The following is a 25,494-nucleotide window of genomic DNA, read 5'->3' as shown; positions in this document are numbered from 1 at the left end:
TTTGGCCTTTAGCGGGCGTGTTGCCAGCCGTAACCTGCATGGGGGGAGGATCGCCATGCATTGCCTGGCGGCAAGCTGGGGCCGCGTGGTCGTGTCATTCCCGCCAATGACGTTCCGTTCGCCATTCCCATAACGACCACGCCTCCACGCCCATGATGAATCGACTCTCGCTGAAGAAAAAACTCTGGCTGCCCCTGGTGTTTTCCTGGATAGCCTTGCTGTTCCTCTCCGTCTGGCACGCTTACCAGACCCGTGACCTGCAGATCGCCGAACGCCAGCGCGGCCTGGAGGACGTGACCGAAATGGCCTATACCACCGTGGCCGGTTTCGCCAAGCTGGAGGCCGACGGCAAGCTCTCCCGCGCCGAAGCCCAGCAAGGCGCCATTGCCCGCGTGCGCGACCAGCGCTACACCGGCGACGGCTATGCCACCCTGGTGGGTGCGGACTCCACCATCGTCATGCATCCCATCAACACCAAGCTCGATGGCCGCAACATGCTGTCCTTCAAGGATGCCAAGGGCAACGAGCTCTACAAGATGATCGCCGCCACCGGTGCCTCGCCGGCCGGCAAGGGTTTCCTCGAATACTGGTGGCCGCGCCCCGGCAGCGACAAACCGAGTCCCAAGATGGGCTTCGTCAAGCGCTTCAAGCCCTGGAATTGGGACTTGATCTGCAGCGTCTATTCCGATGACATCGAGGCCGACTTCCGCCGCGCCCTGGTGCAGGCCGTGGTGGTGCTGGTCGCCTTGGGCGTGCTGCTGTCCATCATCGCCGGGCTGGTCTCGCGCAACATCTTCCGCTCCATCGGCGGCGAGCCGGCCGAAGCGGCTGAGATGGCCCGCAAGATCGCCGGCGGCGACCTCACCGGCACCATCCGCACCAGCGGCGGCGACCAGCACAGCCTGGTGGCGGCCGTCGCCTACACGCGCGACCGACTGGTCGAGACCGTGCAGGGCATCCAGGGCGCGACCACCTCCATCAAGACCTCGGTCGATGAAATCGCCAACGGCAACATGGATCTCTCCAACCGCACCGAGCAACAGGCCGGTTCGCTGGAGGAGACCGCCTCCGCAATGGAAGAGCTGACCTCCACCGTCAAGCAGAACGCCGCCAATGCCCAGCACGCCAATGAGCTGGCCTCGGGGGCCGCCAAGGTGGCGATCCAGGGCGGCGAAGTGGTGGGCCAGGTGGTGCAGACCATGGCTTCCATCAATGCCTCCTCGCGCAAGATCGTGGACATCATCAGCGTCATCGACGGCATCGCCTTCCAGACCAATATCCTGGCCCTGAATGCCGCCGTGGAAGCGGCACGCGCCGGTGAGCAGGGACGCGGCTTTGCCGTGGTGGCCTCCGAAGTGCGCTCGCTGGCGCAGCGTTCGGCTGCCGCCGCCAAGGAGATCAAGCAGCTGATCGATGATTCGGTGGGCAAGGTCGATGCCGGTACGCACCTGGTGCAGCAGGCCGGGCAGACCATGCAGGAAGTGGTGGCCAGCATCCAGGGCGTCTCCACGGTCGTCAGCGAGATTGCCACCGCCAGCCACGAGCAGAGCGCCGGTATCGAACAGGTCGGTGAAGCCATCACCCAGATGGATGAAACCACCCAGCAGAATGCCGCCCTGGTCGAACAGGCTGCGGCCGCCGCGCAGTCGCTGCAGGAGCAGGCGGACAAGCTGGTCAATCTGGTCGGGATCTTCACCCTGGGTCGACAGGGGCAGGCGGGCTTGGCCGTGCGCTGAGGCTTGGCGACCGCCTGGCCGCTTTTTCTTTCAACTCGACCAAATACGGGGCGGTTGCTGCGGGACGGCAGGCCGCCCTTTTTGCATGGGGCGACGATGGGGCCGGAGTGGTGCATGCTGCACCAAATGCGTTATCGCGGATAAATAATCTTCAAATCAGCAATTTCGCGGCATGAAGTGCTGTGCAGGGAGTTTCCTCCCGTCAAATACGGCAGCACTATCTGCCGCCTCTTCTCTACCATGGGAGCCGTTTGGATGCGCTGCAGCATGCCTGCTGCGGCGCGCCGTTTCCTCTGGAGCCCCTGATGTCCACCGCCATTGCCGCACCCGCCCGATCCGCCAGCACCCCTTCCTCCCGGCCGCAGCCGATGAGCCGGCTGTTCCTGGTATGCGTGGTGCTGGCCATCTGCATCTGGGGCGGCAACTGGCCGGTGATGAAATTCGGCAGCCAGTTCATCCCGCCGCTGTGGTTTGCGGCCAGCCGTTTCCTGTCGGCGGCGATCCTCAGTTTCATCATCGCCGCAGCGCTCGGCAAGCTGCGCCTGCCCACCCGCCAGGAGTGGCCGGTGGTGGCCGGGGTGGGCGTGCTGCAGATGGGCCTCTTCACGGCCCTGGTGACGGGCGCCTTGCACTTCGTCATGCCGGGCCGCGCCTCGCTGATCGCTTATGCCACCTCGATCTGGGTGGTGCCGGGCGCAGCGCTGGTGTTGAAGCACAAGCTGAGTACCCAGCAATCGCTGGCCACCGTCTGCAGCTATGCGGGCATGGCCGTGATCGTGCTGCCGGCACTGCTGCATGCGGACATGCACAGCATGATCGGCTACCTGATGCTGAGTGCGGCTTCGCTGTCCTGGGCCATGAACATCCTGCAGATCAAGATGACGCCGGGCGTGAAGCTGGACTTTGACCTCCTGCCCTGGCAGACCCTGGTGGCCGCCGTGCCGCTGTGCGTGCTGGCCTTGCTGGTGGATGGCGCGCCGACGTTCCTGGCCGATCCGCACTCCTGGGGCGTGATCGCCTACACCGGTCCGCTGGCCACTGCGCTGACCTTCCTGATCGTGCTGCAGATGACCCAGCGCCTCTCGCCGGTGACGGTGTCGGTGTGCATGCTGGGGGTGCCGGTGGTGGGACTGACGCTGTCTTCGCTGGTCTTCGGCGAGAAGCTCTCGGCGGACCTGCTGCTGGGCATGGGCCTGCTGTGCCTGGGCCTGGTGTTGCCGGCGCTGCCGTCGCTGAGTTTGCGCCGCGTGCTCAGCAAGGCTTGATGTTTTCTGGCTAGCGATCGGTGAGATAACGCGCCACGCGCTCCCCGAGCAATTCACGCAGGGCACGCACCGTGGGCGAGAGGCTCATGCGATGCGTGCAGACCAGGTTCAGCGGCGACGCCTCACCCTGGTAATCCTCCATCAGCGCTTCCAGTTTTCCGTTGCGCAGGTCGGCCAGCACGTCCAGCCGCGACTTGTAGGCAATGCCACGGCCTTCCACGGCCCAGCGGTGCACCAGTTCTCCATCGTCGCAGACGCGGTCGCCGCTGACCTGCACCTGGATCGGTGCGCCGTCCTTGAAGAAGGTCCATTGCGAATGCAGCATGTCCGAGAGCAGATAGCGCAGGCAATTGTGCTGGCGCAGGTCGGCCGGCGTGCGCGGGCGGCCGTGGCGGGCCAGATAGTCGGGCGAGGCGCACAGCACGCGGCGGTTGTCCGGGGCCAGGGGCAGGGCCACCAGGCTGGAATCTTCCGGCGGGCTGTAGCGGATGGCCACCTCCACCGGCTGGCGGAACATGTCGGCCACGCGGTCGCTGATGCGCACCTGCAGGCTCACGGCCGGATGCTGGTCGAGGAATTCATCGAGCCACTGGCACATCAGGTTGCGCCCGAGATCGGAGGGCACCGACAACGACAGGTTGCCGCCGACCACGCGCCGGCCATGGGCCACGGCATCGCGTCCGGCATTGACTTCGGCCAGCACGTTGCGGGCATATTGCAGGTAGCGCTCGCCATCGGGCGTCAGGCGCAGGCTGCGGGTGGAGCGCGCCAGCAGGCGGGCGCCGAGTTCGCCTTCGAGGCGCTTCATGGCGGCACTGGCCACGGCGGGGGTGACGTCGTGCTGGCGGGCAGCGGCGGAGAGGCTGCCGTTGTCGGCGGCGCAGACGAAGATGGCGAGGTCTTCCAGGCGGATCATGAGCGGGAACGAGGACGAAGACGAATCAAAGCGCTCATTCTACTTTCAAATTATTTTTGAAAATGTTTCTGCCACGCTCCTCTTTTTTGAAACCGCATCCTGCCCGATGATGTCATTCAAGCCGCACCAGTCAATTCAGGAGCATTAAGCGCAATTTAATGCTCAACGCCAAACCATTAAACGCAAGGAAACCCCATGAGCCTGCTCCAAGCCGCCCGCAAACGCCACTCCACCAAGGCCTTCGACCCCAGCCGCAAGATCCCCGAAAACATCATTGCCGAACTGCGCGAGCTGCTGCGCCTGGCCCCGTCCTCGGTGAACTCGCAGCCCTGGCATTTCGTGGTGGCCTCCAGCGATGCCGCCAAGGCCCGCATCGGCAAGGCCGCCGAAGCCGGTTATCCCTACAACCTGCCCAAGATCCTCAACGCCTCGCACGTGCTGGTGCTGTGCGCCCGCACCGGCATCAGCGAGCCGCACCTGGAGGCCCTGCTGGAGAAAGAAGAAGCCGACGGCCGCTTCGTCAACGCCGATGCCAAGGCCGGCCAGCGCGGTTCGCGCCTGCTTTACAGCAACCTGCATCGCTATGAATTGAAGGATGCCCAGCACTGGATGGAAAAGCAGGTCTACCTGGCCCTCGGTACGCTGCTCCTGGGCGCGGCCGAACTGGAAGTGGATGCCGTGCCGATGGAAGGTTTCAATGCCAAGGTGCTGGATGAGGAACTGGGCCTGCGCGAGAAGGGTTTCACCAGCGTCGTGCTGGTCAGCCTCGGTTACAGCGGCGCCGATGACTTCAACGCCAAGCTGCCGAAGTCGCGCCTGGCGGCCGAGACGGTCTTCACCGACCTGTAATCGGCATCACGCATCGGCATCACGCGCTGGTCCCTCACACCTGATGGATCAGCGCATTGGCTGCCTGCTGCAAGGCGGGCAGCACGCGCGCCAGCGTCTGTTCCTGCGATTCCACCGCCAGCGGGAAGCTGAGGCTGAGCGCCCCCACCACCTTGGCATGCCGATTCTTGAGCGGCACCGCAATGCCGCGAACCCCCGTCTGCAATTGCTGCTCCACCAGGGCATAACCCTGCTGGCGCGCCTGCGCGATCAATTCGTAGAGGCGATCCGGATCGGTGATGGTGTGGGGCGTGAAGGGCGTCATGGCACAGGTGGCCAGCCACTCGCGCACCTGCTGCTCGGGCAGCGCGCCCAGCATCACGATGCCCGGTGAAGCCAGCTGCGCCGGTACCCGCGCGCCCAGCACGAAGCCGGTGGTCATCACGCGCGACGTGCCATTGCGCGCGATGAAGACCAGGTCCCAGCCATCGAGCACGCTGGCATAGACGGCCTCGCCGGTCTGCCCGGTGATCTGCTGCAGGTGGGGCTGCAGGATGCGCGGCAACGGTGCCGAATCGAAATACGACCAGCCCACTTTCAGCACCCTGGGCGTCAGGGCGAAGGTCTTGCCTTCGCTGTGCAGGTAGCCCAGGTGCTCCAGCGTGAGCAGGTAACGCCGCGCGGCCGTGCGCGACAGCCCGGTACGGGCCGCCACTTGCGCCGAGGTCATGCGCTGGTTGTCGTAGTCGAAGGCTTCCAGGATCAGCAAGCCCTTCTCCAATCCGGCAATCCAGTCGCGCCGGGCCAGGCCGCCCTCGCCAGCCTCGCTGCTGTCTTCCGGCAAGTCGATTCTCTCCACATCGCTCATCGCGGACTCCTCCTGTGCACGGTCCTCATACCCACATCATCAAGGTATTGGCCGTGGTCTGCAGCGCCGGCACACCGCGCGCGATGGCGTCCTCGCGCGAGCACGCGGCGATGTTGGAGGTCACGCTCAGGGCACCGATGACGCGGCCATTGCGGTTCTTGACCGGGATGGCGATGCCGCGCATGCCCATCTCGAACTGGTTCTCGGTGATGCCGTAACCCTGCTTGCGCATGGTGACGATCTCGGCAAAGAGCGCCGCCTTGTCGGTCATGGCCATGTGGGTGTGCGGGATCAGGGTGACGCGGTCGAGATAGGCGGTGATCTCCGCATCCTCGCGCATGCCCAGCAGCACCCGGCCAGCCGTGGTGGTGTAGGCCGGCAGGCGCGTGCCGGGTTCGAAACCGGCATTGACCAGTTGCGCGGCGGTCACGCGGGTGACGTAGACGATCTCGTCGCCATCGAGCAGCGAGAAGTTGGTGGATTCCTGCAACTGCTGCGTCAAGCGCTGCAGGAAGGGCACCACCGCGCGCGGCACGCGGGCCGATTCCAGGTAGGACTGGCCCAGGTTCAGCAGGCGCGGCATGAGCCAGAACTTCTTGCCGTCCGAGGCCGCCATGCCGGTATGCACCAGCGTCAACAGGTAGCGGCGCGCAGCGCTGCGGGTCAGTCCCACCCGCTCAGCCACTTCGCTGGCGGTCAGCTGGGGCGACTCGCTGGTGAAGGCCGTGATGACGTCAAAACCCTTCATCAATCCCTCGATCAGGTCACGCTTCTGGATGTCCAGTTCTACCGGGTTTTGGTCGATCATCGTAAAAAAATTCCAGAAATGAGTGATTGGCGAACAAGTTGCGCGATTATCGCACGTTTTGCTTCATATCGACCTTTTTGCAGGGGGTGGGCTTGGCTATACTCGGCTCCGAGACAAATCATCGGGATCATGATGAACACCATAGAAAACAATCCTGTCCCCACCAATCCGCTGGGCATCGATGGCATCGAGTTCATCGAATACGCCACCACCGAGCCTTTGGCGCTGGGTGCGGTGCTGGAGCGCATGGGCTTCGAACAGGTCGGCCGCCATCGCTCGCGCGAAGTGGTGCTCTACACCCAGGGCGAGATGAACGTGATCGTCAACGCCGACGTGTCGGCCTGGTCCGGCTTCGACCATGAGGTGCAGGCCACCAACCTGAGCGCCATCGCGCTGCGCGTGCGTGATGCCAACGAGGCCTATCGCCGCGTCACCGAACTGGGGGCCTGGCCCATTCCCACCCGCGCCGGGGCCATGGAACTGAACATCCCGGGCGTGCATGGCTGCGGCGACTCCATCATCTACTTCGTCGACCGCTATCGCGACTTCTCCATCTACGACGTCGACTTCAAGCCCTCCAGCCAGGAGCGGCGCAAGACCACGGCGTTGTCGGGCATGCATTTCTTCGGCCTAGTGCAGGCCGTGGGACCGGAGCGCACGCGTGAATGGATCGACTTCTATTCCTCATTGATGGGATTTTCGGTGCTGCCCGAGGGGCAGTTCTTCGGCATCCTGCCCAAGGGCAACCTGCTGGCCAGCCCTTGCCGCCAGTTCTACATCCAGTTGGTGGAACCGCCCGAAGGCACCGAAGACATCCAGTGGGAAGAAGAGTGGCTGCGTCTCGGCCTGGGCACGCCCGACGTGCTGCAGGCGGTGCGGCAATTGCAGGAGCGCGGCGTGATCTTCGTCGACCGCGCGCCTACCCAGATCAGCGAGCGCGGTGCGCTCACCCAGCTTTACAAGGGCGGCGTCAGTTTCGAACTGGTGCGCAGCCAGAAAGACAAGAACTGAGACCATGAAGGAAATCACAGGCACTACCCGCATCTTCCCCGTCATCGGCTGGCCGGTGGAACAGGTGAAGGCACCGACGCTCTTCAATGCGTATTTCAAGCGCCACGATCTGGATGCCCGCGTCATCCCGTTCAAGATCGAACCGGAGCGCTATTGCGAGGCCGTGCGCATGTTCATGAAGACCGAGAACGTCGGCGGCATCTTCGTCTCCATCCCGCACAAGCCCATGACGCTCGATGCAGTCGAACAAGCCACCCTGCGCGCCCGCGTGGCCGGCGCCTGCAATGCGGTCTACCGCGATGCCGAGGGTGTCATCTGGGGCGACCTGATCGATGGCGAAGGCTTCATCCGCGCGCTGGCGCGCACCGCCGCCGACCGTCCGCTGGTGTGGAACAAGACGCGCGCCCTGGTGGTCGGCACGGGGGGCGTGGGCTGCGCCATCGTCGCCTCGCTGGCGGCGCAGGGCGTGGCCGAGATCAGCGTGTTCGATACCAATCGTGCCGGCGCCGACGCCTTGCTGGCGCGCGTGGAAGCCGCCTATCCGGCGACCCGCGTGCGCTTTGCCCAGCCCGATGCAAGCGGCGTCGACCTGCTGGTGAACTGCACGCCGCTGGGCATGCACGTGGGTGATCCGATGCCCTTCGCGCTGGAGGGGGTGAGTGCGCAGGCCATCGTCGCCGACTGCGGCATGAAGATCGAGATGAGCCAGCTGCTGGTTCAGGCACAGGCCAAGGGCTGCCGCATCCAGAAGGGCAAGGAAATGCTGATCGAGCAGGCGCCGCTGTATCTCGAGCTGTTCGGCTGGCCCGGCGTGGCCGCGGACGACTTCCGTACACTGGGGGCATTGTGAACCTCGACAATTTCGGCATGGATACCATCACCCTGCCGGGTGGGCTGGAATCCAAGCTGGCTGCTTCCAAGGCGGCCGGTTTCTCGCAGCTCATGCTGTGGTCCAAGGACCTGGTGGGCTATCCCGGCGGGCTGGAGGCGGCCGTGAAGCTGGTGCGCGAGAGCGGCGTGCGCGTGACCGGCATCCAGGTCATGCGCGACTACGAGGGTTTGCAGGGCAGCCTGCACGACTACAAGGTGGACGTGGCCCGCAACCTGCTGCAGATCTGCAAGGCGGTCGGCGCACCGCTGCTGATGGTGTGCTCCTCGACCTCGCAGCATGCCAGCGGCGATACGCGCCACATCGCGCGCGACCTCGCCAAGCTGGCCAACCTGGCGGTGCCGCTGGGCATCCGCGTGGGCTTCGAGGCCTTGTCCTGGGGACGTCACATCAACCAATACATGCAGGCCTGGGAAGTGGTGGAGATGGCCGATCACGCCAACCTGGGCGTGGTCATCGATTCCTTCCACATCCTCGCCAACCGCGGCGCGCTGGAAGACCTGGATGCCATTCCCGGCCGTCGCATCGTGATGGTCCAGTTGTCGGATTTCATGTGGCGCGAGATCCGCACGCCCGAAGAACGGCTGGAGACGGCGCGCCATCTGCGGGTCTTCCCCGGCGAGGGCGAGCATTCGCTGGAGCTCTCCGACATGGTGCGGCGCCTGCATCGCGGCGGCTATCGCGGCGACTACAGCTTTGAAGTGTTCAATGACGATTACCTGCAGATGTCGCCGGCCGTGGTGGCCGAGCGTGCGCGCCGCTCGGCCAAGTGGGTCACCGACCAGGTGCTGCGGCGCGGCCTGCGGGTGCGCGAAGCGGTGGCCGCGTGAACGCGCAGCGCGACCTTTAACCTGCAGTCAACAATCTGAAAATCAGCAATTGGCAATCAGCAGCACCAACAGCTCGCCACAACAAAACCATAGCGAGCGGGTTTGACGATGCGTCACCGCCCTTTCAGGGAACGGGCCGCATGACGACAACAGAGGAGACCCCATGACACCGCAGCGCCCTTCATCCTGATCCCCCAGCCCCTTCCCTGCACACGCCAGGGTGCCGCGGGCCACCCGTTTCCTCCCGTTCGGAACATGCCGCGCAGCGCGCCGGCAGGGGACGCATTGCGTGTGCCGGGAGTCACGCTCCACCACCATCACCACAACCACAAACACAACAGAGATCCGAGACATGACAACACGATCCACCCGCCCATCAAGCGCACTGCGCACGCCCGTCGCCATGGGCCTGCTGCTGGCCGCCTCCGGCACGGCCCTGGCGCAGAGCACCGGCAACGTCACCCTCTATGGCACCGTCGACCAGTACCTGGGCTACATGCACAGCAGCAGCGGCAAGAGCCTGTGGGCGCTCAATGATGGCGCCATCCTGCGCAGCCGTATCGGCCTCAAAGGCTATGAGGATCTGGGCGGCGGCTATGCGGCCACATTCACGCTGGAAAACGGATTCGCCGGCGACACCGGCGGCCTGGCCGACAGCACGCGCCTGTTCGACCGCCAGTCCTGGGTCGGCATCAAGACCCCGGCCGCAGGTGAATTCCGCGTGGGCCGCCAGAACAGCGTGCCCTTCTTCATCGGCGGCGCCATCGACTACACCGAGCGCACCACCTACGGCTCCATCATCAATACCTTCGGCGTACCGTCGCGTTTCGACAATGACCTGTCGTGGAAGTCGCCGCGCTGGGCCGGTTTCCAGTTCGATATCCACTACGCCATGCCGGAGACCGCAGGCGAGGGACTGGGCCGTCGTGGTGTCTATCAGTTCGGTCTGGATTACACTAACGGCCCGTATCGCGCAGGCTATGCCGGCCTGGTGGCAAAACCCAATGCCGGCGGCCTTTACAGCAATACGGTGCAATACCATAACGTGTATGCCGACTACGACTACGGCCCGGGCAAGATCTACCTGGCCTACGTACGGAGCAACAACACCACCGCCAACGCCAATGGCAACAATGCCGCGACCATCCTCAACAATGTCAGCAATCCCAACAATTTCTTCGCCGGTAACGATGCGAATATCCAGCGCTTCTACAACGTCTACCAGGTCTCGGCGGACTATCGCCTGACCCCGCAGCTGCGCATCGGCGCGCTGTATGGCGTGATGGTCGACACCTCCCACAAGGACGGTGGTGCACAGGGCGGCAACGTGGGCGCCTACTACGACCTCTCCAAGCGGACCACGCTCTATGGCTTCGCCAACACCATGAAGAACCAGGCCAATGCCGGCTGGCGCTTCAGCGGTTCGGCCGGACCGGGCAGCAACCTGGCCGGGGCTGACGTCAATGGCAAGAGCCTGATCGGGCTGCAGATGGGCATCCTGCATCGCTTCTGAGTTCGCCCCGAGCCAGCCATTTCTTAATTTCGGCGGGCCGTCATCGCATCAGCATGACGGCCCGCCCGGCAACACCACGGAGACACCATGCAATCCTCTCATTCCAGCGATCACTCGCAGCAGAGCAAGAAGGCCGCCGCCAGCGGCTGGATCGGCTCGGCGCTCGAATACTATGACTTCTTCATCTATGCCACGGCCGCTTCGCTGATCTTCCCGCAGCTGTTCTTCCCCAAGGGCGATCCGACCACCGCCATCATCGCCTCGCTGGCCACCTATGGCGTGGGCTATGTGGCACGTCCCATCGGCGCCTTCGTGCTGGGTCACCTGGGCGACACCCACGGCCGCAAGAAGGTGCTGCTGTGGTGCATGTTCCTGATGGGCTTTTCCACCATCGGGGTCGGGCTGTTGCCGACCTATGACCAGGTCGGCCTGTGGGCCCCCGCGCTGCTGGTGCTCATGCGCCTGGCCCAGGGCTTTGCCGTGGCCGGTGAAATCTCCGGGGCCAGTTCCATGATCCTGGAGCACTCTCCCTTCGGGCGGCGCGGCTACTACTCCAGCTTCACCCTGCAAGGGGTGCAGGCCGGACAGATCCTGGCGGCCGCCGTGTTCCTGCCGCTGGCGCATTACATGCCGGCCGAACAGTTCAACGTATGGGGCTGGCGCATTCCCTTCCTGCTGAGCTTCCTGGTCATCATCGCCGGCTGGATCATTCGCCGCACCGTGGATGAGACGCCGCTGTTCAAGGCCACCGACAAGAATGAACTCAAGCGCCGCTCGCCGGTGGTGGAAGCCTTCCGCGACAGTTCGCCCAACATGCTGCGCGTGGTCTGCATGGCGCTCATGAACGTGATCCCGGTGGTGGCCACCATCTTCGGCGCAGCCTATGCGGTGCAGCCGGCCTATGGCATCGGCTTCGCCAAGGACGTCTACCTGTGGATCCCGGTGGTGGGCAATATCGTGGCAGTGCTGGTCATTCCCTATGTGGGCAAGCTGTCGGACCGCATTGGCCGCCGTCCGCCCATCATCGTGGGTTCCTTGCTGGCGGGCCTGTTCGCCTTCGCCTACCTGTATGCGATCAGCATCCGCAACGTGCAGCTTGCCTTCGTGATGTCGATCCTGATGTGGGGCGTGGTCTACCAGGGCTACAACGCGGTCTTCCCCAGCTTCTATCCGGAACTGTTCCCGGCCCGTTCGCGCGTCTCGGCCATGGCCATTGCGCAGAACGTGGGCACGGCCATCACGGCGATGCTGCCGGCCCTGTTTACCGCCGTGGCGCCCCCGGGCTCCAGCAACATCTGGCTGACCGTGGGCGGCATCGCCTTCGGCATCACCATCGTGTCGGCACTGGCAGCGCTGTCCGCCCGCGAGACCTATCGCATCCCGCTGGAAAAATTGGGCGAGCGTGATGCCCAGCCGATGCCGCGCAACGAGTACGAGCGTCTGCGTGCGCAGGCTGATCTGGAAGGGCGTTACGCCAAGTCCTGATCCGGTCTGGCTGTAGAAAAGACGTAAAAAAAGCGCTGTTCCTTCTGAGGGGAACAGCGCTTTTTTGTATGGCACGTAAATTATTTCCAGTCGTTCTCGGGATCGATGCGCTTGCGTCGCAGCAGCATCAGTGCTCCCAGCAACAGCAGCAGTGCCACCACCACCGCGCCCACGCCCATGCCGATGCGCGCCACCAGCAGCAGCGGCGAACGCGGGCCGCCCGCGCGGATCACGGCCACGTCCTCCGGTTTTACCTTGAGGTCGGGGTTGCCGTAATACTTCAGCAGATAGTTCGACAGCGCTGCCACGTCCTCATTGGAGAGCTTGTTGAGCGCATTGTGCTGATCGCCAAAGGGTGGCATGAAGACATGGCCGCCTTCAGCCGTCTCGCGTTCCACACCATAGAGGATGGTGGCGATCAGGTTGTTGGCATTCACGCCCGCCGTGGCCGAGTTGTGGAACAGCGAAGGATAGTAGCCATCGCGCGTACCTTGTCCGTTGTAGCCGTGGCAGGAAGCGCAGCTGGCCGAGAACAGGCGCGCACCGCGGATCTCCTCGGGACTGTCGGCGCCCAGTGTGCGGCCACGGAACTGCGCCAGCGCATTGCCGGCCTTGCCCTGTTCGAAGCGCGTGCCCAGCGTGGGCGGCGTCGACGAATCCGGGCCGATGGCCGGGGTCTCCTTGAGGTAGACGGCGATGGCGCGCAGGTCCTCGTCGGTCAGTTTGGAGAAGCTGTGCGTGATCGCCTCGGCCATGCTGCCGGCGGCCTGGGCGCGGCCTTCCACGCGTCCGCTCTTGAGATAGGCGACCAGCTCATCCTGGCTCCAGGTGCCGATGCCGGCCGTGGGATGCGGCGTGATGTTGGGCGCATACCAGGGACCGACCTGGGCACCGGAGAGCGCGAGATTGGTTTTCTCCTGCATCAGGAAGCCGCGTGGTGTGTGGCAGCTGCTGCAATGCGCCGGGCCTTCGGCCAGGTAGCGTCCGCGCAGCCATTGCGCAGAACGCTGCGGGGCCGGGGCCAGCGGCTGGTCCTTCAGGAACAGCGCATTCCACACCTTCATCGACGCCCGGATATTCATCGGGAAGGGCAGCGCGGTCTCGCGCGTCGGGGTATCGACCGCTGCCACGCCCTTCATGAAATACGCATACAGCGCATGCACGTCTGCATCGTTCAATGCGGCATACGCGGTGTACGGCATGGCCGGATACAGGTTGGCGCCATCGGCGCGCACGCCGCGCCGCAGGGCGGCGGCGAATTGCGCTTCGCTGTAGTTGCCGATGCCGTGCGACTTGGAGGGCGTGATGTTGGTCGCGATGATCTCACCGACCGGCGAGGCGATGGCCAGGCCACCGGCCATGGGTTTGCCGCGCGGCGCGGTGTGGCAGGCGATGCAGTCGGAGGCCACCGCCAGGTAGCGGCCGCGCTCGATCAGTGCCGCTTCGGGCGAGACGGTCGGGGCCGGTGCTGCGGCGGGCACATCAGGTGGCGCGCTCGCCGGCTCGGGTGTCTGCGCCAGCGCAGACGTGGCCAGCAGGGCAGCGGCGAGGACGAGGAGGTTCAGTGGTCGCATGCTCGTCCTCAGGCTTTCTGCAGTTGACGCACGATGGCATCGGCCGCCTTCAGGCCCAGTGCCGCCATGCTCAGGGTGCTGTTGCCGCAGGCGGTGCTGGGCATGGCCCCGCCGCCGGGCAGGAACAGGTTGTCGTGATCGTGCGCGCGGCAGTCGGGATCGACCACCGAATTGGCCGCATCCATGCCCATGATGGTGCCACCCATGATGTGTTTGCTCTGCGCAAAGGCGGGACTGACCTTGACGTCGGTCGCCCCCATCGCTGCCGCGATCTTGCGGCCGATCGGCAGCGAATACTGCTCGGCCGACTTGCGCGTGTAGTCGCCCACGTCGTAATGAATGGATGGACGGGGCAGGCCCAGCCAGTCCTTCTTGGCCGACAGCGTGAGCCGATTTTCCGGATCGGGCAGCACTTCATGGGCCAGCACGACGTCGGCGGTGCAGGCGGTCATGCGGCGGATTTCTTCGTCCAGCGCCTGGCCGACCAGGCCCTTCTTCAAGGCCGCGAAGGTCACGAAACGATTGCGCGCGAAATTGTTGTAGCGGAAGTAGGCGCCCGCATGTTCGGAACGGAAGCTGCCCTGCGAGGTTTCCATGATGCCGCTGTTGACCACCGGGCCGACACCGGACCAGTAGGGTTCGGACAGCGTGAGGGTCATGGTCAGTTGCGGATGGTCCATCATGTTGCGGCCGACCTGGTCGGAGCTGTTGGCCAGCCCGTGCGGGTTGCGGCTGTTGGCCGACATCAGCAGCAGCTTGGGGGTTTCGATACCGTTGCAGGCCAGTACGAAGATCTTGCCGGTGACGCGATGGCTGACCTTGTTGGCATCGAAATAGCTGACCGCGTTCACGCGGTTGGCCTCATCGGTCTCGACCCGGTACACCACGGCATCGGTGAGGATGGTCGCGCCCTTGGATTCGAGGCGCGCCAGCGCAGTGGCGGCATCGTACTTGGCACCGACCGGACAGACCGGCACGCAGTTGTTGTTGGCGCAGCAGGCCGGGCGCTCATCGTAGGGCATGCCGCTGTTGCGCGCCTGGGCCGTGGGGATGTTGTGGTAACCCAGTTCCCTGACCACGTCGGTGAAACGCTGCTCGCCCGGGCTGAAGGGCAGGGCCGGCATGGGGTAGGGCGCCGAGCGTTGCGGCGGCCATTGCAGGGCCGGGTCGGACGGACCGCAGATGCCCAGCTTGTGTTCGACGCGGGTGTAATACGGTTCCAGCACGTCGTAGCCGAAGGCCCAGTCGCGGCCCACGCCGTAGAGCGTGTGCAGCTGCATGTCTTCCGGCGTGAGGCGCCAGCAGGTGCCGGCCCAGTGCCAGGTGGAGCCGCCGGCGTAGCGGATGAAGGTCTGGGCGTATTTGTCGGGACCGGAGAGTTCCAGGTAGTGGTCGTCCGGATTCTCGCTGGAGGGCATGGGATGCGGTGCCCACGGACGCGGCGGATAGCAGGAGGAAGGATCGCCCTTGAGCGCCAGCGGCAGGTTGCGGAAGTTCTCCACCACCTCGGCACGTGCCACGCGCGGGCCGGCCTCCAGCATGAGCACGGGGATGCCTGCATCCAGCAGTTGTTCGGCGATCAGGACGCCCACCACGCCGGTGCCGACGATGACGACGTCGGCTTTGTCGTTGCTGTTCATACGATGAAATTGTCCCAGGTTGATCAGAAGCGCGGCATGTCGGCCAGCGGCACGGTGGCCTGGCGCCAGAGGTTGGGGCCGCTGATGCCGTAGGAGGGAATGGCGACCACGTCCAGCGTGGTCTGGTAGGTCAGCGCCTCTTCATAGGTGAAGACGGTGGCATTGCGCTTGGGCGAGGAGCAGCCGGTATACCAGGCGAAGATGATCCAGTAGGCCAGCGTCTGCTGCGCGCCGGCGGGGATGTCGGCGAAGAAGTCTTCCACACGGCGGGCCTGCTTCTGTTCGGCGATGGCCAGCAGCTGGCGCATCAGGGTGTCCAGGTCGGCATGTTCGCGCGCGGCCACTTCGAGCATGCGCGCGCCCACGGCGGGATTCAGGCGGTGGTTGACCAGCAGCGCGGACAGGCGCATGAAGGGCGCCAGTTGCGGGCTGTCAGCTTGCGGGATGGCCCAGGAGGGCAGGCTGGACAAGGCGACGTAGCTGCCCAAGAGGCTCACCCCGGTCAGCAGCAGGCTGCGCCGGGACATGGTGACTTGGCGGGGAAATCGGTTCATTGGCGTCGTTGGCATGTGCCTGGTGCGAGGAGGGGCCGAAGACCGCGGCCTCGATGGCCAAGACGATGCGTATTGTGGTGGAGAATGCGTGCAGCTGTCTTTAAGCTGTATTGCTGGTGGTATTGCTTCTGTATCGGTACTGTATTGGTGCTTCGTTGCGACTGTATTGCTCACTGTTTGCTGACCGTTCGCTGACGTGATGCTGCAGCATGAACGGTGCGCATGTTAACAGGGTTTGCCTTGAGGTGCAGGAAGGGTGTTGCAGCAAGGCATCTGCCCCATCATTCCGAAGTGCGCTCGCTGGTGCAGCGGTGTGCCGCCTCGCAAGGCTGCGCGCGGCGCCGGTATTTACCTCCCCAGGGTGCAACTTTTACGCTGTATGACAACCTTAGTCATACCGTGGGCAATCGTATAATGTCGAAAAATCACTAATCCTTTGCACAATAAAAACACCTGGCCTTCATCCACATGAGCGATCACCTGCCGTCCCATCCACCTGCCGCCCCGTCGACGCTGCGGCCCAGTCGCATTTCGTTGATCAGTACCGGTATCGCCGGTTTCGATGAGATCCTGGGCGGTGGCCTGCCGGCCGGCAGCCTCTACCTGATCCAGGGGCTGGCGGGCAGCGGCAAGACCACGCTGGCTTCGCAGGTCGGGTTTGCGGTGGCGCGCAGCGGCAACAAGGTGATGCTCCTGACGCTGATCGCCGAATCGCATGCCAAGATGCTCAATCATGTGAGCAATTTTGACTTCTTCGATGAAAACCTGGTCGGCGACCAGATGCAGCTGTTAAGCGGCTATGGCGCGCTGGCCAGCGAAGGACTGCGCGGCCTGCTGCGCCTGATCAGCGCCGAACTGAATCGCCATCGCCCGGCCATGCTGATCATCGACGGTTTCCGTTCGGTGCGCGATTCCGGGCCGTCGGACCTGAACCTGTCGGAGTTCATGCATTCCCTGAATGCACTGGTGTTCACCATGAATTGCACCACCTTGCTGCTCTCGCCGGTGGAAGGCAACATGCCCGAGTCCGAGAACACCCTGGTCGACGGCGTCATCGAACTGAGCCAGCTCGAGTCCGGCATGCAGCTGGTGCGCGAGATCAAGGTCTTCAAGCTGCGCGGGGCCAACCACCTGCTGGGCAAGCACGTCTTCGAGATCAACCAGAGCGGGGTCGAAATCTTCCCCCGCTTCGAAGCCACCGCCACCCGCGCCGGCAAGGTGCCGGGGACCTCGGATCGCTATGTCAGCGTGGGCATTGCGTCGTGGGACAAGTGCATCGGCGGGGGCGTGGTCAGCGGTTCGCTGACCTGTCTGCTGGGCAGTCCCGGCGTGGGCAAGACCCTCATGGGGCTGCACTTCATCGAACAGGGATTGAAGGACGGCCAGCAATGCCTGATCCTGGGCTTCTACGAATCGCCCGAGCGCCTGCTGGCCAAGGCCCGCAAGGCCGGCATGCAGCTCGATGAACATATCGACAGCGGCGCATTGCAGATGATGTGGCAGCTGCCGCTGGAGATGCTGTGCGACGACCTGGCCAAGCGCATGCTGGACAACATCGCCCGCCGTGGGGTGACGCGCCTGTTGATCGATGGCGTGGACGGCCTGCGCAGCATCGTGGTGCAGCAGCAGCGCATGCGGCCTTTCCTGGTGGCGCTGACCAATGAGTTGCGCGCGCGCGGCGTGACCACCTTCATCACCGAACAACTGCCGTATTTCCGCGAATCGCAGCCGCAGGTCGACCCCAATTCCTCGCAACTGTACGAAAACATGATGCTGCTGGAATACGTGGTGCAGGACAACGTCAACCGCCGCCAGATCTCGGTGATGAAGCTGCGGGAAAACGGCTACGACGGCGCCAGCCGCCTGATGAACATTTCGGATGCCGGCATCGAGATCGATGGGCTGGTAACCCCACATGCCGCGCCGGTTGCGGATGGACGTTGACCATGTCTGGTGTGTCACCCCCACAGCAGGCGGCACTGCCCCTGCTCCTGATCGTCGACGATGAGATTGATATCATCGACACCTATGCCATGCTGCTGGAGCTGCATGGCTATCGGGTGATCACGGCTGGGCACGGCGCCGATGCGCTGGCCAAGGCGCAGCAGCAATGGCCCGACCTGGTCATCTCGGACTGCATGATGCCGGTGATGAACGGGCTGGAGCTGTGTGCGGCCCTGCGCTCGCTGCCCGGCGGCACTACGCTGCCCATCATCCTCTGCAGCGGCGCCCCGGAGCGCCACGATCTGTCGCAATCCAGTCACAACCTGTTCCTGCGCAAGCCGGTTTTCTTCGAGCAATTGCTGGCCGAGATTGCGCGCCTGCTGCCGCCGCGTTCCTGATTCCTCCCTCTTCCTGACATTGCGCCCGGCCAAGCTCAGCCTTGGCCGGGCGCGGACTTGTGCTGCCGCCCCCTTCGCTTTTGCCCGGCTGCCCCCTGTGTTGCGTGCAGGGCGCACCAGCCTTGCGCCAGCGCAATGTTGTCCAACTTTCAGGAATTTCCTGATATCGCATTTTGTCGCCAACCATCACCATCAATCACGACAAGTCACCGTGACATCAGGTACGGGATAGAGGGCAGGAGGAGAAGTGATGGGAACTAGCAGCAAGGCACCGACCGTCCTGGTCGTGGAAGATCATGCCGAGTCGCGCGAGATGCTGTGCGGGATATTGCAGCAGGGCGGACTGCAGGCCAAGGGGGCGGCCGATGGTGTGGATGCCATTGCGCTCATGCAGGAGCAGGCCCCCAGCCTGGTGCTGACCGACCTGCGCATGCCGCGCATGGACGGCATGGAGCTGGCGCGCTACATCAAGTCGCATGAACGTTTTTCCCAGATCCCGGTGGTGCTGATCAGCGCCCACCTCCCGGCAGCCAGCGCGCGCATTCCAACGATTGCCGCTTTCCTGCTCAAACCCTGTTCGGTCGACCACCTCCTCGGAACGGTCACGGGGCTCTTGCGCCAACACGCGCAAAGCCACGCCCAGTGGAGTTTTCAGGTGTAAGGCATCTGCGAGTTTTTATGATTTTATGCGCAGATATTTTCTGTATAACGTTGTGATTATGGAAAGCATTTCCGCGCCTGCAGATGGTTCCGGGGTCACCTCCCGGCGGGGAGCGGGGATGCTCCGGCAGTCATAAAAACAGGTTTCGTCCGGAACATAAGAGTGATGAAAGTACTTATCGTAGAAAGCGATCTCGACTGGCGTAATACGTTGAGCGCACATGTGGGGGAATTGGGTTACGAAATCTCGGTCTGCTCGGCACTGGGCCAGGCCAAGGATATCCTCAAGAGTCGTCAGCCCGACATCCTGTTATCCGACATCGGCTTGCCAGACGGCAGCCTGCTGCCCGAGCTGGCATCGTTGCGGCAGAATTTCCCGTCCATGGGCATCATCATCCTCACGGCAGCTACGCGCAGCGAGGAGCGGGTGCGCTGCATGAGCGACGGCGCCGATTACTACCTGGTCAAACCGGTCAAGCTGGAAGAAGTCTCGGCCACGCTGACCGCCCTGGCGCGCCGCATGAAGACCGCGCCGCACCAGAGTTCGCCGCAGTCGGAGAAGTGGGCCTTCAACCGCCGCTCGGGGCGCCTGTCCAGCAATGGCTCGGTGGCGCTGCAATTCACCGACAAGGAAAGCATCGCCCTGGCCGCGCTGCTGCAAAGCCCCAATTATCCGGTCTCGCACACGCAACTGTTCGACCTGCTGCGTTCGGGCGGGGAGGAATACGATGCGCATCGCATCGACGCCCTGATCTACCGCGTGCGCCAGAAATTGCGCTCGCTGGAGGAAGCGCCCATGCAAATCCGCAACATCTACGGCGAAGGTTTCCTGATGCTGCGCCGCTCCTCGGCGGTCGATATCGTGCTCGAATCCTGAACCCGCGCCGCTGCCCCGGGCTCGCATGGGCGGGCAGGGCGCTGGTGCAATCCGGCTTTTGCTTCACCTTCCCTTGAAGCTCGCTTTGCAGCAGTGGCTGCCGGGCGGGCTTCTTTGCTTTTCCAGGTCAGGAAAATTCACATCATCCCGAACCAGCATGGATGCTGCCACCCTGCATGAAGGCGGCAAGAAATGCTGCGTTGCGGAAGCTTCGCCGCTTTTCGGGTATCATTAAGCAAGTTTCGACGCTAAATCGTATTTCTTCGCTTTACGTTTTCCGCTGAATCTGTCCTTCGCAGACATGCCCCGTGGTTTCCTGGCATGCCCTCTGCGGCCACCCGACCGAACAAGTTGAAGCAGGCCACCCGGCCCGCTGCGGCATTGCCATGGACCTCCTGGTCCCGGTGATGCTGGCGGCGGACTGTCGACCCGCTTTGCCGTTAGTGAACCATCATGACCACTTCCGCCCGATCTGCTGAATTTACCGGGGCTCTGAACGAGTCCCAGCACCGCCCGCTCACTTCCTCCGACTACCGCACGCTGGGCCTGTCCGCCCTGGGCGGCACGCTGGAGTTCTACGACTTCGTCATCTACGTGTTCTTCGCGGCGGTGGTCGGCAAGCTGTTCTTCCCCGCCGACATGCCGGAATGGCTGCGCATGCTGCAGACCTTCGGCATCTTCGCCGCCGGTTACCTGGCGCGTCCGGTGGGCGGCATCATCATCGCCCACTACGGCGACGTGATCGGCCGCAAGCGCATGTTCACGCTCTCCATCTTCCTGATGGCGGTGCCGACCCTGGTCATCGGCCTCTTGCCGACCTATGCCAGCATCGGCGTGGCCGCACCCATCCTGCTGCTGTTGATGCGCACCCTGCAGGGCGCTGCCATCGGCGGTGAAATGCCGGGCGCCTGGGTCTTCGTGGCCGAGCACGTACCGGCCAACCGCTACAGTTTCGGCGTCGGTTCGCTGACCGCCGGCATCACCGGCGGCATCCTGCTGGGTTCGCTCATGGGCATCTTCATCAACAGCGTCTACGCGCCGGAGGAAGTGGCGGGCTACGCCTGGCGCATTCCCTTCATCCTGGGTGGCGTGTTCGGACTGGTGTCGGTGTACCTGCGCCGCTACCTGGAAGAGACCCCGGTGTTTCGCGAGCTGGCCGCGCGCCGCAAGGAGTCCAATGAACTGCCGCTCAAGACCGTGCTGCGCGAACACCGCGCCGCCAGCGTCCTGACCGCCGGCATGACCTGGTGCCTGTCGGGCGCGGTGGTGGTGGTGATCCTGATGACGCCGTCCTACCTGCAGACCGTGCACCACCTGCCGGCCAAGCTGGTGATGCAGGCCAACTGCGCCGGCACCTTGATGCTGACCATCGGCTGCCTGGCCATCGGCTGGCTGTGCGACCGCATCGGCACCCGCGCCAGCATGATCATCGGCTGGGGTGGCCTGGGCCTGTCGACCTGGTGGTTCTACGGCCAGCTGCCGGGTTCGCCCGAGTCGCTGATCTGGGGCTATGCGCTGGTGGGCCTGTTCGTGGGCAGCATCTCGCTCACCCCCATCGTCTCCACCCGCGCTTTCCCGCCGCCGGTGCGCTTTACCGGCCTGTCCTTCGCCTACAACATGGCCTATGCCGTCTTCGGCGGCCTCACGCCGGTGCTGATCTCGCTGTGGATCAAGGCCGATCCGCAGGGGCCGGCGCTGTATGTGATCGGCTTGTCCATCCTGGGCGTGCTGCTGGCCTTCGTGCCGATGAGCAGCAAGGGCTACAAGGCCTGACCGCTCCCGTAAAGCAAGGCTGACCAGGCCCGGTAACCGCAAGGTACCGGGCCTGGTTTTTTTGTGCCTCGCCTCGCGTACAATGCCGGCCAACCGGAACTCCCCTCAGCGTTGACCATGCCCCTCGTCTTCCTGCCCGCGCGCTTTGCCAGGCGCAGTTGCCTGTGCCTGACCTGGATGCTGCTGGCCTTGCTGCTGGCGGCGTGTTCCCGCCATCCCCTGCCTGCCGAAAAGCTTTCCCAGGATGTCTACATCTGGCAGCGCCAGTGGACCCCGGCCCTGCGCACGGCGCTCTCTGCCTCCAATGCCCAGGTGGCGCGCTGGCACGTGCTGGCCGCCGAACTGGGGGCCTCCGGCCGCTGGATCGATATCGCACCGGATGCCGAGGCGCTGGCCAATACCGGTCGCCCGTTGATCATGACGGTGCGCATCAACGGCCAGCTGGCGCGCTTCGATGCCGCCGCGATCCAGGACCATCTGCTCGAACTGCTGGCCGCCTGGCGCCAGCGCGGCCTGCAACCGGCTGCGCTGGAGATCGACTACGACTGCGCCACGGCGCGCCTGCCCGAATACACCGCCTTCCTGCGCAGCCTCAAGGCCCGCATTGCGCCGACCGACCTGACCGTGACCGCCTTGCCGACCTGGCTGGCCAGCCCGCAGCTGGCATCGCTGCTGGCGGTGGCCGATGCCTCCACGCTGCAGGTACACGCCGTGCTCGATCCGCGCCTGGGTCTCTTCGATGGCGAGCGCGCCCGGGACTGGATGGGCCAGTACGCCGCGCAGACGCGCCGCCCCTGGCACGTGGCGCTGCCGGCCTACGGCTCGCGCGTGAGCTGGGATGCCCAGGGCCGTGTCGCCGCAGTGGAAAGCGAACGTCCGCTCCTGGCCGGTGGCCTGGGGCGCGAACTGATGGCCGAACCGCAGGTGATGGCGCGCTTCGTGGCCGAGGTGGAAGCGGCGCCGCCGCCGGGACTGGCCGGCCTGGTCTGGTTCCGCCTGCCGACCGGGGATGACCGCCGCGCCTGGAGTCTGTCGACCTGGCTGGCGGTGCTGGAACGCAAGCCACTCAAGGGCGGCCTGGCCGTGCAGCTGGTCGCCGGGCAGGGGAGCAATGCTCCCGCCGATATCCGTATCGACAATGCCGGCAATGCCGACCTGCCCTTGCCATTGCGCGTGCGCGTGAACCTTGCACCGCGTGAGGCCGCCTTTTCAGGGAACGTCTGCAGCGGTGACGGCATCAATGGCTACACGCTGGAAAGCGATGCCCGGGGACGCTACCTGCGCCTGGGCCAAGCCGGCCTGCTGCGCGCCGGCAGCAGCCGCACCATCGGATGGCTGCGCTGTGCCGACGGCACGCCGGCCCCCGAACTCACACTGGAAATGGGATCCTGATGACCAACATGAAGTTTTCTGCCGCTGCCCCCCGTGCCACGGGCCAGCGCAGCCTGCCCCGCCTGGGCCGCATGACCAAGATCGCCTGCGCCGCCAGCAGCCTGCTGGTGTTGGGCGCGGCCACGGTGGTGGCCTGCGGGCCGGATTTCCCGCTGCAGTTGCTGGATGACCGCGCCGGTACCCTCAGCAATACGCCCGCCAACTCTTTCGCCTGGGAAGCCGCCCATCTGGTGACCCCGGCCGACAAGCTGCAAGCCGATGAAGGCAGCGGCTACGAGCAGGTCGCGGGCCGGCCTGACGATCCGCACTCGCTGCGCATGATCGAGAAGGGGCAGCTGGAGGGCGCACAGTGGGCGGCTTTGCAGGCCATGCGCGCTGCGCCCGATGGCGAGGCCGCCTATGCGGCCGGTGCTGCCTTGCCACCGGCCATTCGTCTCTACACGGCCGGCGCCCAGGACTTCCGCGCCAATGCCCTGGCAGCGGCACGCCAGCGTTTTGAAGCGGTGCTGGCGCTGCCGCCGCAACAGGCCAGCGAACGCGCGGTGTGGGCGGCCTTCATGCTGGGCCGCCTGCACGCCATCGAGGGCCGCCGCGCCGAGGCCATCGCCAGTTTCACCAAGGCGCGTGCGCTGGCCGTGGGCGGTGCGCCCGATCCGCTGGGGCTGGCCGTGGCCAGTTACGGCGAACAGGCGCGGCTGATGCTGGTGGGGCAGAGCGGTCCCTGCAACTGGTCCGATTTCAATGAAGGGCGCGATTGCGGCGAGACCATCGCGCCGGTCGATTTCAAAGAGGCCATTCGCTTGTATGCAGAGCAGGCCGCACGCTGCTCAAGCAGCGCCCGGGATTCCCTGACGGCGCTGGCCGCATGGAGCCTGGGCCACGCCGACACCAGCGCCGCGCTCATCGATGATCCGGTCGCACAGCGGCTGCTGGTGGCCTATGCGCTGGCGCGCGTGGGCGACCTGGCCGAAGGCAGCGGCAACGGCGACAGCTACTACGATCCGTCCGCGCCCAACTCCGGTTCGTCCGGCTATCCCGATGCGGCGCGCAGCCCCAAGGTCAAGCCCAACAGCGTGCTGGTGACGCTGGTCGATGCCCTCAAGCGGCGCGGCCTGGAAAAGATCGAAGGGGCCGACCGCGTGGCCGCGCTGGCCTATCGCACCGGCCGCTACGACCTCGCTGCCACGCTGGCGAACCGGCAGGAGACTGCCTTGTCCTGGTGGGTGCGCGCCAAGCTGGCGCTGCGTCGTGGCGACACCGCCGCCGCCGTGCAAGCCTACGCGCGCGCCGCGCAAGCCTTCCCGCGCAACGATGACAGCCTGGACCCGGCCAATGCCAGCTTGCTCATGGGTGAACAGGGCGTGCTGACGCTCTCGCGAGGGCAGTACGTGGAAGCCCTGGCGCAGTTCCACCGAGCGGCCAGCGAGAGCGAGCGCCAGTCACGCGGTACTTACTACAACTATTTCGGTGGGGCTAGCTATGCCAGTGATTTGTCTTATGTGGCCGAACGTGTACTGACCACCGATGAACTGAAGACCTACGTCGATGCCCATGCCCCGGCCTCGCCCATGCCCGCTCCGGAAGCCGTGGCCAAGGCGGCTCAGAAGGAGGGGCAAGGCCAGTCCTCGCTGCACTGGGTGGCGGTGGGCCTGTCGCCCGTCACCGTGGAAGACAACCTGCGCCAGCTGCTTGCGCGACGCCTGGTGCGCGAGGGGCGGGTGGAGGAGGCACTGCCCTATTTCCCGGATGATCGCGACGAGCGCTTTGCGCAGAGTACCTATGATGCCGAGGGGCGTGAGGTCCTTGCCACTTGGCGACTGCGGGCCAAGGCGCGCGAGTACGGCCAGGCACTGGAGCGCGGCCAGCATGCCTGGCGCGCCAACAGTCGCGCCCAAGGCTGGTACGAGGCCGCCGTGATCGCGCGCCGCCAGGGCATGGAGATCATGGGGTATGAACAGGGCCCGGATTTCACCGTCTTTTCAGGCAGCCTGCCGGGGGGTGTTGGACGTGGCATGGGCATGTATGGCAACGAAGACAAGCCCTTGCCGGACAACCCGCAAGCCAGGGCCCAGGCCGATCTCCCGGGTCCGCTGGTGACAGACGGCGAGCGCCAGCGCTATGCCGCCACGGAAGCCAAGCCCTACAAGCGTTTCCATTACCGGGATATCGCGGCGGACTACGTCATGAAGTCCGCCGATGCCTTGCCCGCGCGCTCACAAGCCTTCGCGGCGGTGCTGTGCCAGGGGGTGAATTTCGTGTATTACGATCAGCCGCGCGCAGAACAGCTCTACCTGCGCTACGTGAAGGAAGGGGCGGCCGTGCCGTTCTCGGCCGACTTCGGCCAGAATTGTGTGGAGCCGGATTTTGCTGCCGCGGCCCGCTTCCCGTACGTACAGGCATGGCGCACCACCCGTCGCTGGGTGGCGCAGCATCGCGCCCTCAGTGCAGCGCTGTTGCTGGCGGCGGTGGCGGGCACAGGATTCGGCGTGGCGCAGTGGCGCCGCCGACGTGCGCCCAAGACGGTCGCTTGATC

General features: G+C 64.9%; 21 protein-coding genes. 15 read left to right on the top strand and 6 right to left on the bottom strand.

Annotation, left to right across the window (positions count from 1 at the left end; genetic code table 11):
• The first annotated feature begins 152 nt into the window (after positions 1-152).
• On the top strand, positions 153-1,736 hold the full coding sequence (locus CEJ45_RS13670) for a methyl-accepting chemotaxis protein (RefSeq protein WP_277622424.1): 1,584 nt from the start codon (positions 153-155) through the stop codon (positions 1,734-1,736).
• A gap of 305 nt (positions 1,737-2,041) precedes the next feature.
• Positions 2,042-3,001, top strand: coding sequence for a DMT family transporter (locus CEJ45_RS13665; protein ID WP_088755643.1), 960 nt, complete (start codon positions 2,042-2,044; stop codon positions 2,999-3,001).
• Between the two features lie 10 nt (positions 3,002-3,011).
• On the opposite strand, the gene CEJ45_RS13660 is transcribed toward CEJ45_RS13665, so the two are convergent.
• Positions 3,012-3,917 carry a LysR family transcriptional regulator gene (locus CEJ45_RS13660; protein WP_088755642.1) on the bottom strand — a complete coding sequence of 302 codons (906 nt, stop codon included), beginning with the start codon at positions 3,915-3,917 and terminating at the stop codon, positions 3,012-3,014.
• A 195-nt stretch (positions 3,918-4,112) separates the two neighbouring features.
• Between CEJ45_RS13660 and nfsB the strand changes: the two genes are divergently transcribed.
• On the top strand, positions 4,113-4,766 hold the full coding sequence (gene nfsB / locus CEJ45_RS13655) for an oxygen-insensitive NAD(P)H nitroreductase (protein ID WP_088755641.1): 654 nt from the start codon (positions 4,113-4,115) through the stop codon (positions 4,764-4,766).
• Between the two features lie 34 nt (positions 4,767-4,800).
• Here nfsB and CEJ45_RS13650 read toward each other — a convergent pair whose 3' ends face one another.
• Positions 4,801-5,613, bottom strand: coding sequence for an IclR family transcriptional regulator domain-containing protein (locus tag CEJ45_RS13650; RefSeq protein ID WP_088755640.1), 813 nt, complete (start codon positions 5,611-5,613; stop codon positions 4,801-4,803).
• A 25-nt stretch (positions 5,614-5,638) separates the two neighbouring features.
• The gene (locus CEJ45_RS13645) at positions 5,639-6,421 is read right to left on the bottom strand and encodes an IclR family transcriptional regulator domain-containing protein (protein WP_088755639.1); all 783 of its coding nucleotides are present in this window, start codon (positions 6,419-6,421) and stop codon (positions 5,639-5,641) included.
• A gap of 129 nt (positions 6,422-6,550) precedes the next feature.
• Between CEJ45_RS13645 and CEJ45_RS13640 the strand changes: the two genes are divergently transcribed.
• From CEJ45_RS13640 to CEJ45_RS13620, 5 genes are all read left to right on the top strand, one after another.
• Complete coding sequence (locus tag CEJ45_RS13640) at positions 6,551-7,432, top strand: 4-hydroxyphenylpyruvate dioxygenase (RefSeq protein WP_088755638.1); 882 nt, start codon at positions 6,551-6,553, stop codon at positions 7,430-7,432.
• 4 nt (positions 7,433-7,436) lie between these two features.
• Positions 7,437-8,282 carry a shikimate dehydrogenase family protein gene (locus CEJ45_RS13635; RefSeq protein ID WP_088755637.1) on the top strand — a complete coding sequence of 282 codons (846 nt, stop codon included), beginning with the start codon at positions 7,437-7,439 and terminating at the stop codon, positions 8,280-8,282.
• Positions 8,279-9,151, top strand: coding sequence for a sugar phosphate isomerase/epimerase family protein (locus CEJ45_RS13630; RefSeq protein ID WP_034330567.1), 873 nt, complete (start codon positions 8,279-8,281; stop codon positions 9,149-9,151). Before CEJ45_RS13635 ends, CEJ45_RS13630 begins: the two co-directional genes overlap by 4 nt.
• A 352-nt stretch (positions 9,152-9,503) precedes the next feature.
• Positions 9,504-10,664, top strand: coding sequence for a porin (locus tag CEJ45_RS13625; protein ID WP_088755636.1), 1,161 nt, complete (start codon positions 9,504-9,506; stop codon positions 10,662-10,664).
• A gap of 87 nt (positions 10,665-10,751) precedes the next feature.
• Complete coding sequence (locus CEJ45_RS13620) at positions 10,752-12,149, top strand: MFS transporter (RefSeq protein WP_088755635.1); 1,398 nt, start codon at positions 10,752-10,754, stop codon at positions 12,147-12,149.
• 80 nt (positions 12,150-12,229) lie between these two features.
• On the opposite strand, the gene CEJ45_RS13615 is transcribed toward CEJ45_RS13620, so the two are convergent.
• The 3 genes from CEJ45_RS13615 to CEJ45_RS13605 are packed head-to-tail and all read right to left on the bottom strand — an operon-like array spanning position 12,230 to position 15,917.
• Entirely contained in the window at positions 12,230-13,723 is a 1,494-nt protein-coding gene (locus CEJ45_RS13615) for a cytochrome c (protein WP_088755634.1), read from the bottom strand.
• Positions 13,724-13,731: 8 nt separating this feature from the next.
• A complete protein-coding gene (locus CEJ45_RS13610) occupies positions 13,732-15,363 on the bottom strand; it encodes a GMC family oxidoreductase (protein ID WP_088755633.1) in 1,632 nt (543 codons plus the stop codon).
• 23 nt (positions 15,364-15,386) lie between these two features.
• Complete coding sequence (locus CEJ45_RS13605; protein WP_187697680.1) at positions 15,387-15,917, bottom strand: sorbitol dehydrogenase family protein; 531 nt, start codon at positions 15,915-15,917, stop codon at positions 15,387-15,389.
• Between the two features lie 468 nt (positions 15,918-16,385).
• Here CEJ45_RS13605 and CEJ45_RS13600 point away from each other — a divergent pair, with 468 nt between their 5' ends.
• The 7 genes from CEJ45_RS13600 to CEJ45_RS13570 all read left to right on the top strand — a co-directional run bounded on the left by CEJ45_RS13600 (position 16,386) and on the right by CEJ45_RS13570 (position 25,492).
• Complete coding sequence (locus tag CEJ45_RS13600; protein ID WP_088755631.1) at positions 16,386-17,861, top strand: ATPase domain-containing protein; 1,476 nt, start codon at positions 16,386-16,388, stop codon at positions 17,859-17,861.
• Positions 17,862-17,863: 2 nt separating this feature from the next.
• Positions 17,864-18,259 (top strand): response regulator, encoded by a 396-nt coding sequence (locus CEJ45_RS13595; protein WP_088755630.1) that lies wholly within the window; start codon positions 17,864-17,866, stop codon positions 18,257-18,259.
• A gap of 250 nt (positions 18,260-18,509) precedes the next feature.
• On the top strand, positions 18,510-18,920 hold the full coding sequence (locus tag CEJ45_RS13590) for a response regulator (RefSeq protein ID WP_088755629.1): 411 nt from the start codon (positions 18,510-18,512) through the stop codon (positions 18,918-18,920).
• A gap of 165 nt (positions 18,921-19,085) precedes the next feature.
• A complete protein-coding gene (locus tag CEJ45_RS13585) occupies positions 19,086-19,796 on the top strand; it encodes a response regulator transcription factor (RefSeq protein ID WP_088755628.1) in 711 nt (236 codons plus the stop codon).
• Between the two features lie 453 nt (positions 19,797-20,249).
• Positions 20,250-21,569, top strand: a complete 1,320-nt coding sequence (locus tag CEJ45_RS13580; protein ID WP_088755627.1) for an MFS transporter — start codon at positions 20,250-20,252, stop codon at positions 21,567-21,569.
• A 117-nt stretch (positions 21,570-21,686) separates the two neighbouring features.
• A complete protein-coding gene (locus CEJ45_RS13575) occupies positions 21,687-22,961 on the top strand; it encodes a DUF3142 domain-containing protein (protein ID WP_187697679.1) in 1,275 nt (424 codons plus the stop codon).
• Between the two features lie 8 nt (positions 22,962-22,969).
• Positions 22,970-25,492, top strand: coding sequence for a hypothetical protein (locus CEJ45_RS13570; protein WP_088755744.1), 2,523 nt, complete (start codon positions 22,970-22,972; stop codon positions 25,490-25,492).
• Positions 25,493-25,494 lie beyond the last annotated feature (2 nt).

This window comes from Herbaspirillum aquaticum (assembly GCF_002213425.1).
Taxonomy (GTDB): Bacteria; Pseudomonadota; Gammaproteobacteria; order Burkholderiales; family Burkholderiaceae_D; genus Herbaspirillum; species Herbaspirillum aquaticum.
This window is presented reverse-complemented; position numbering and strand designations above follow the sequence as displayed.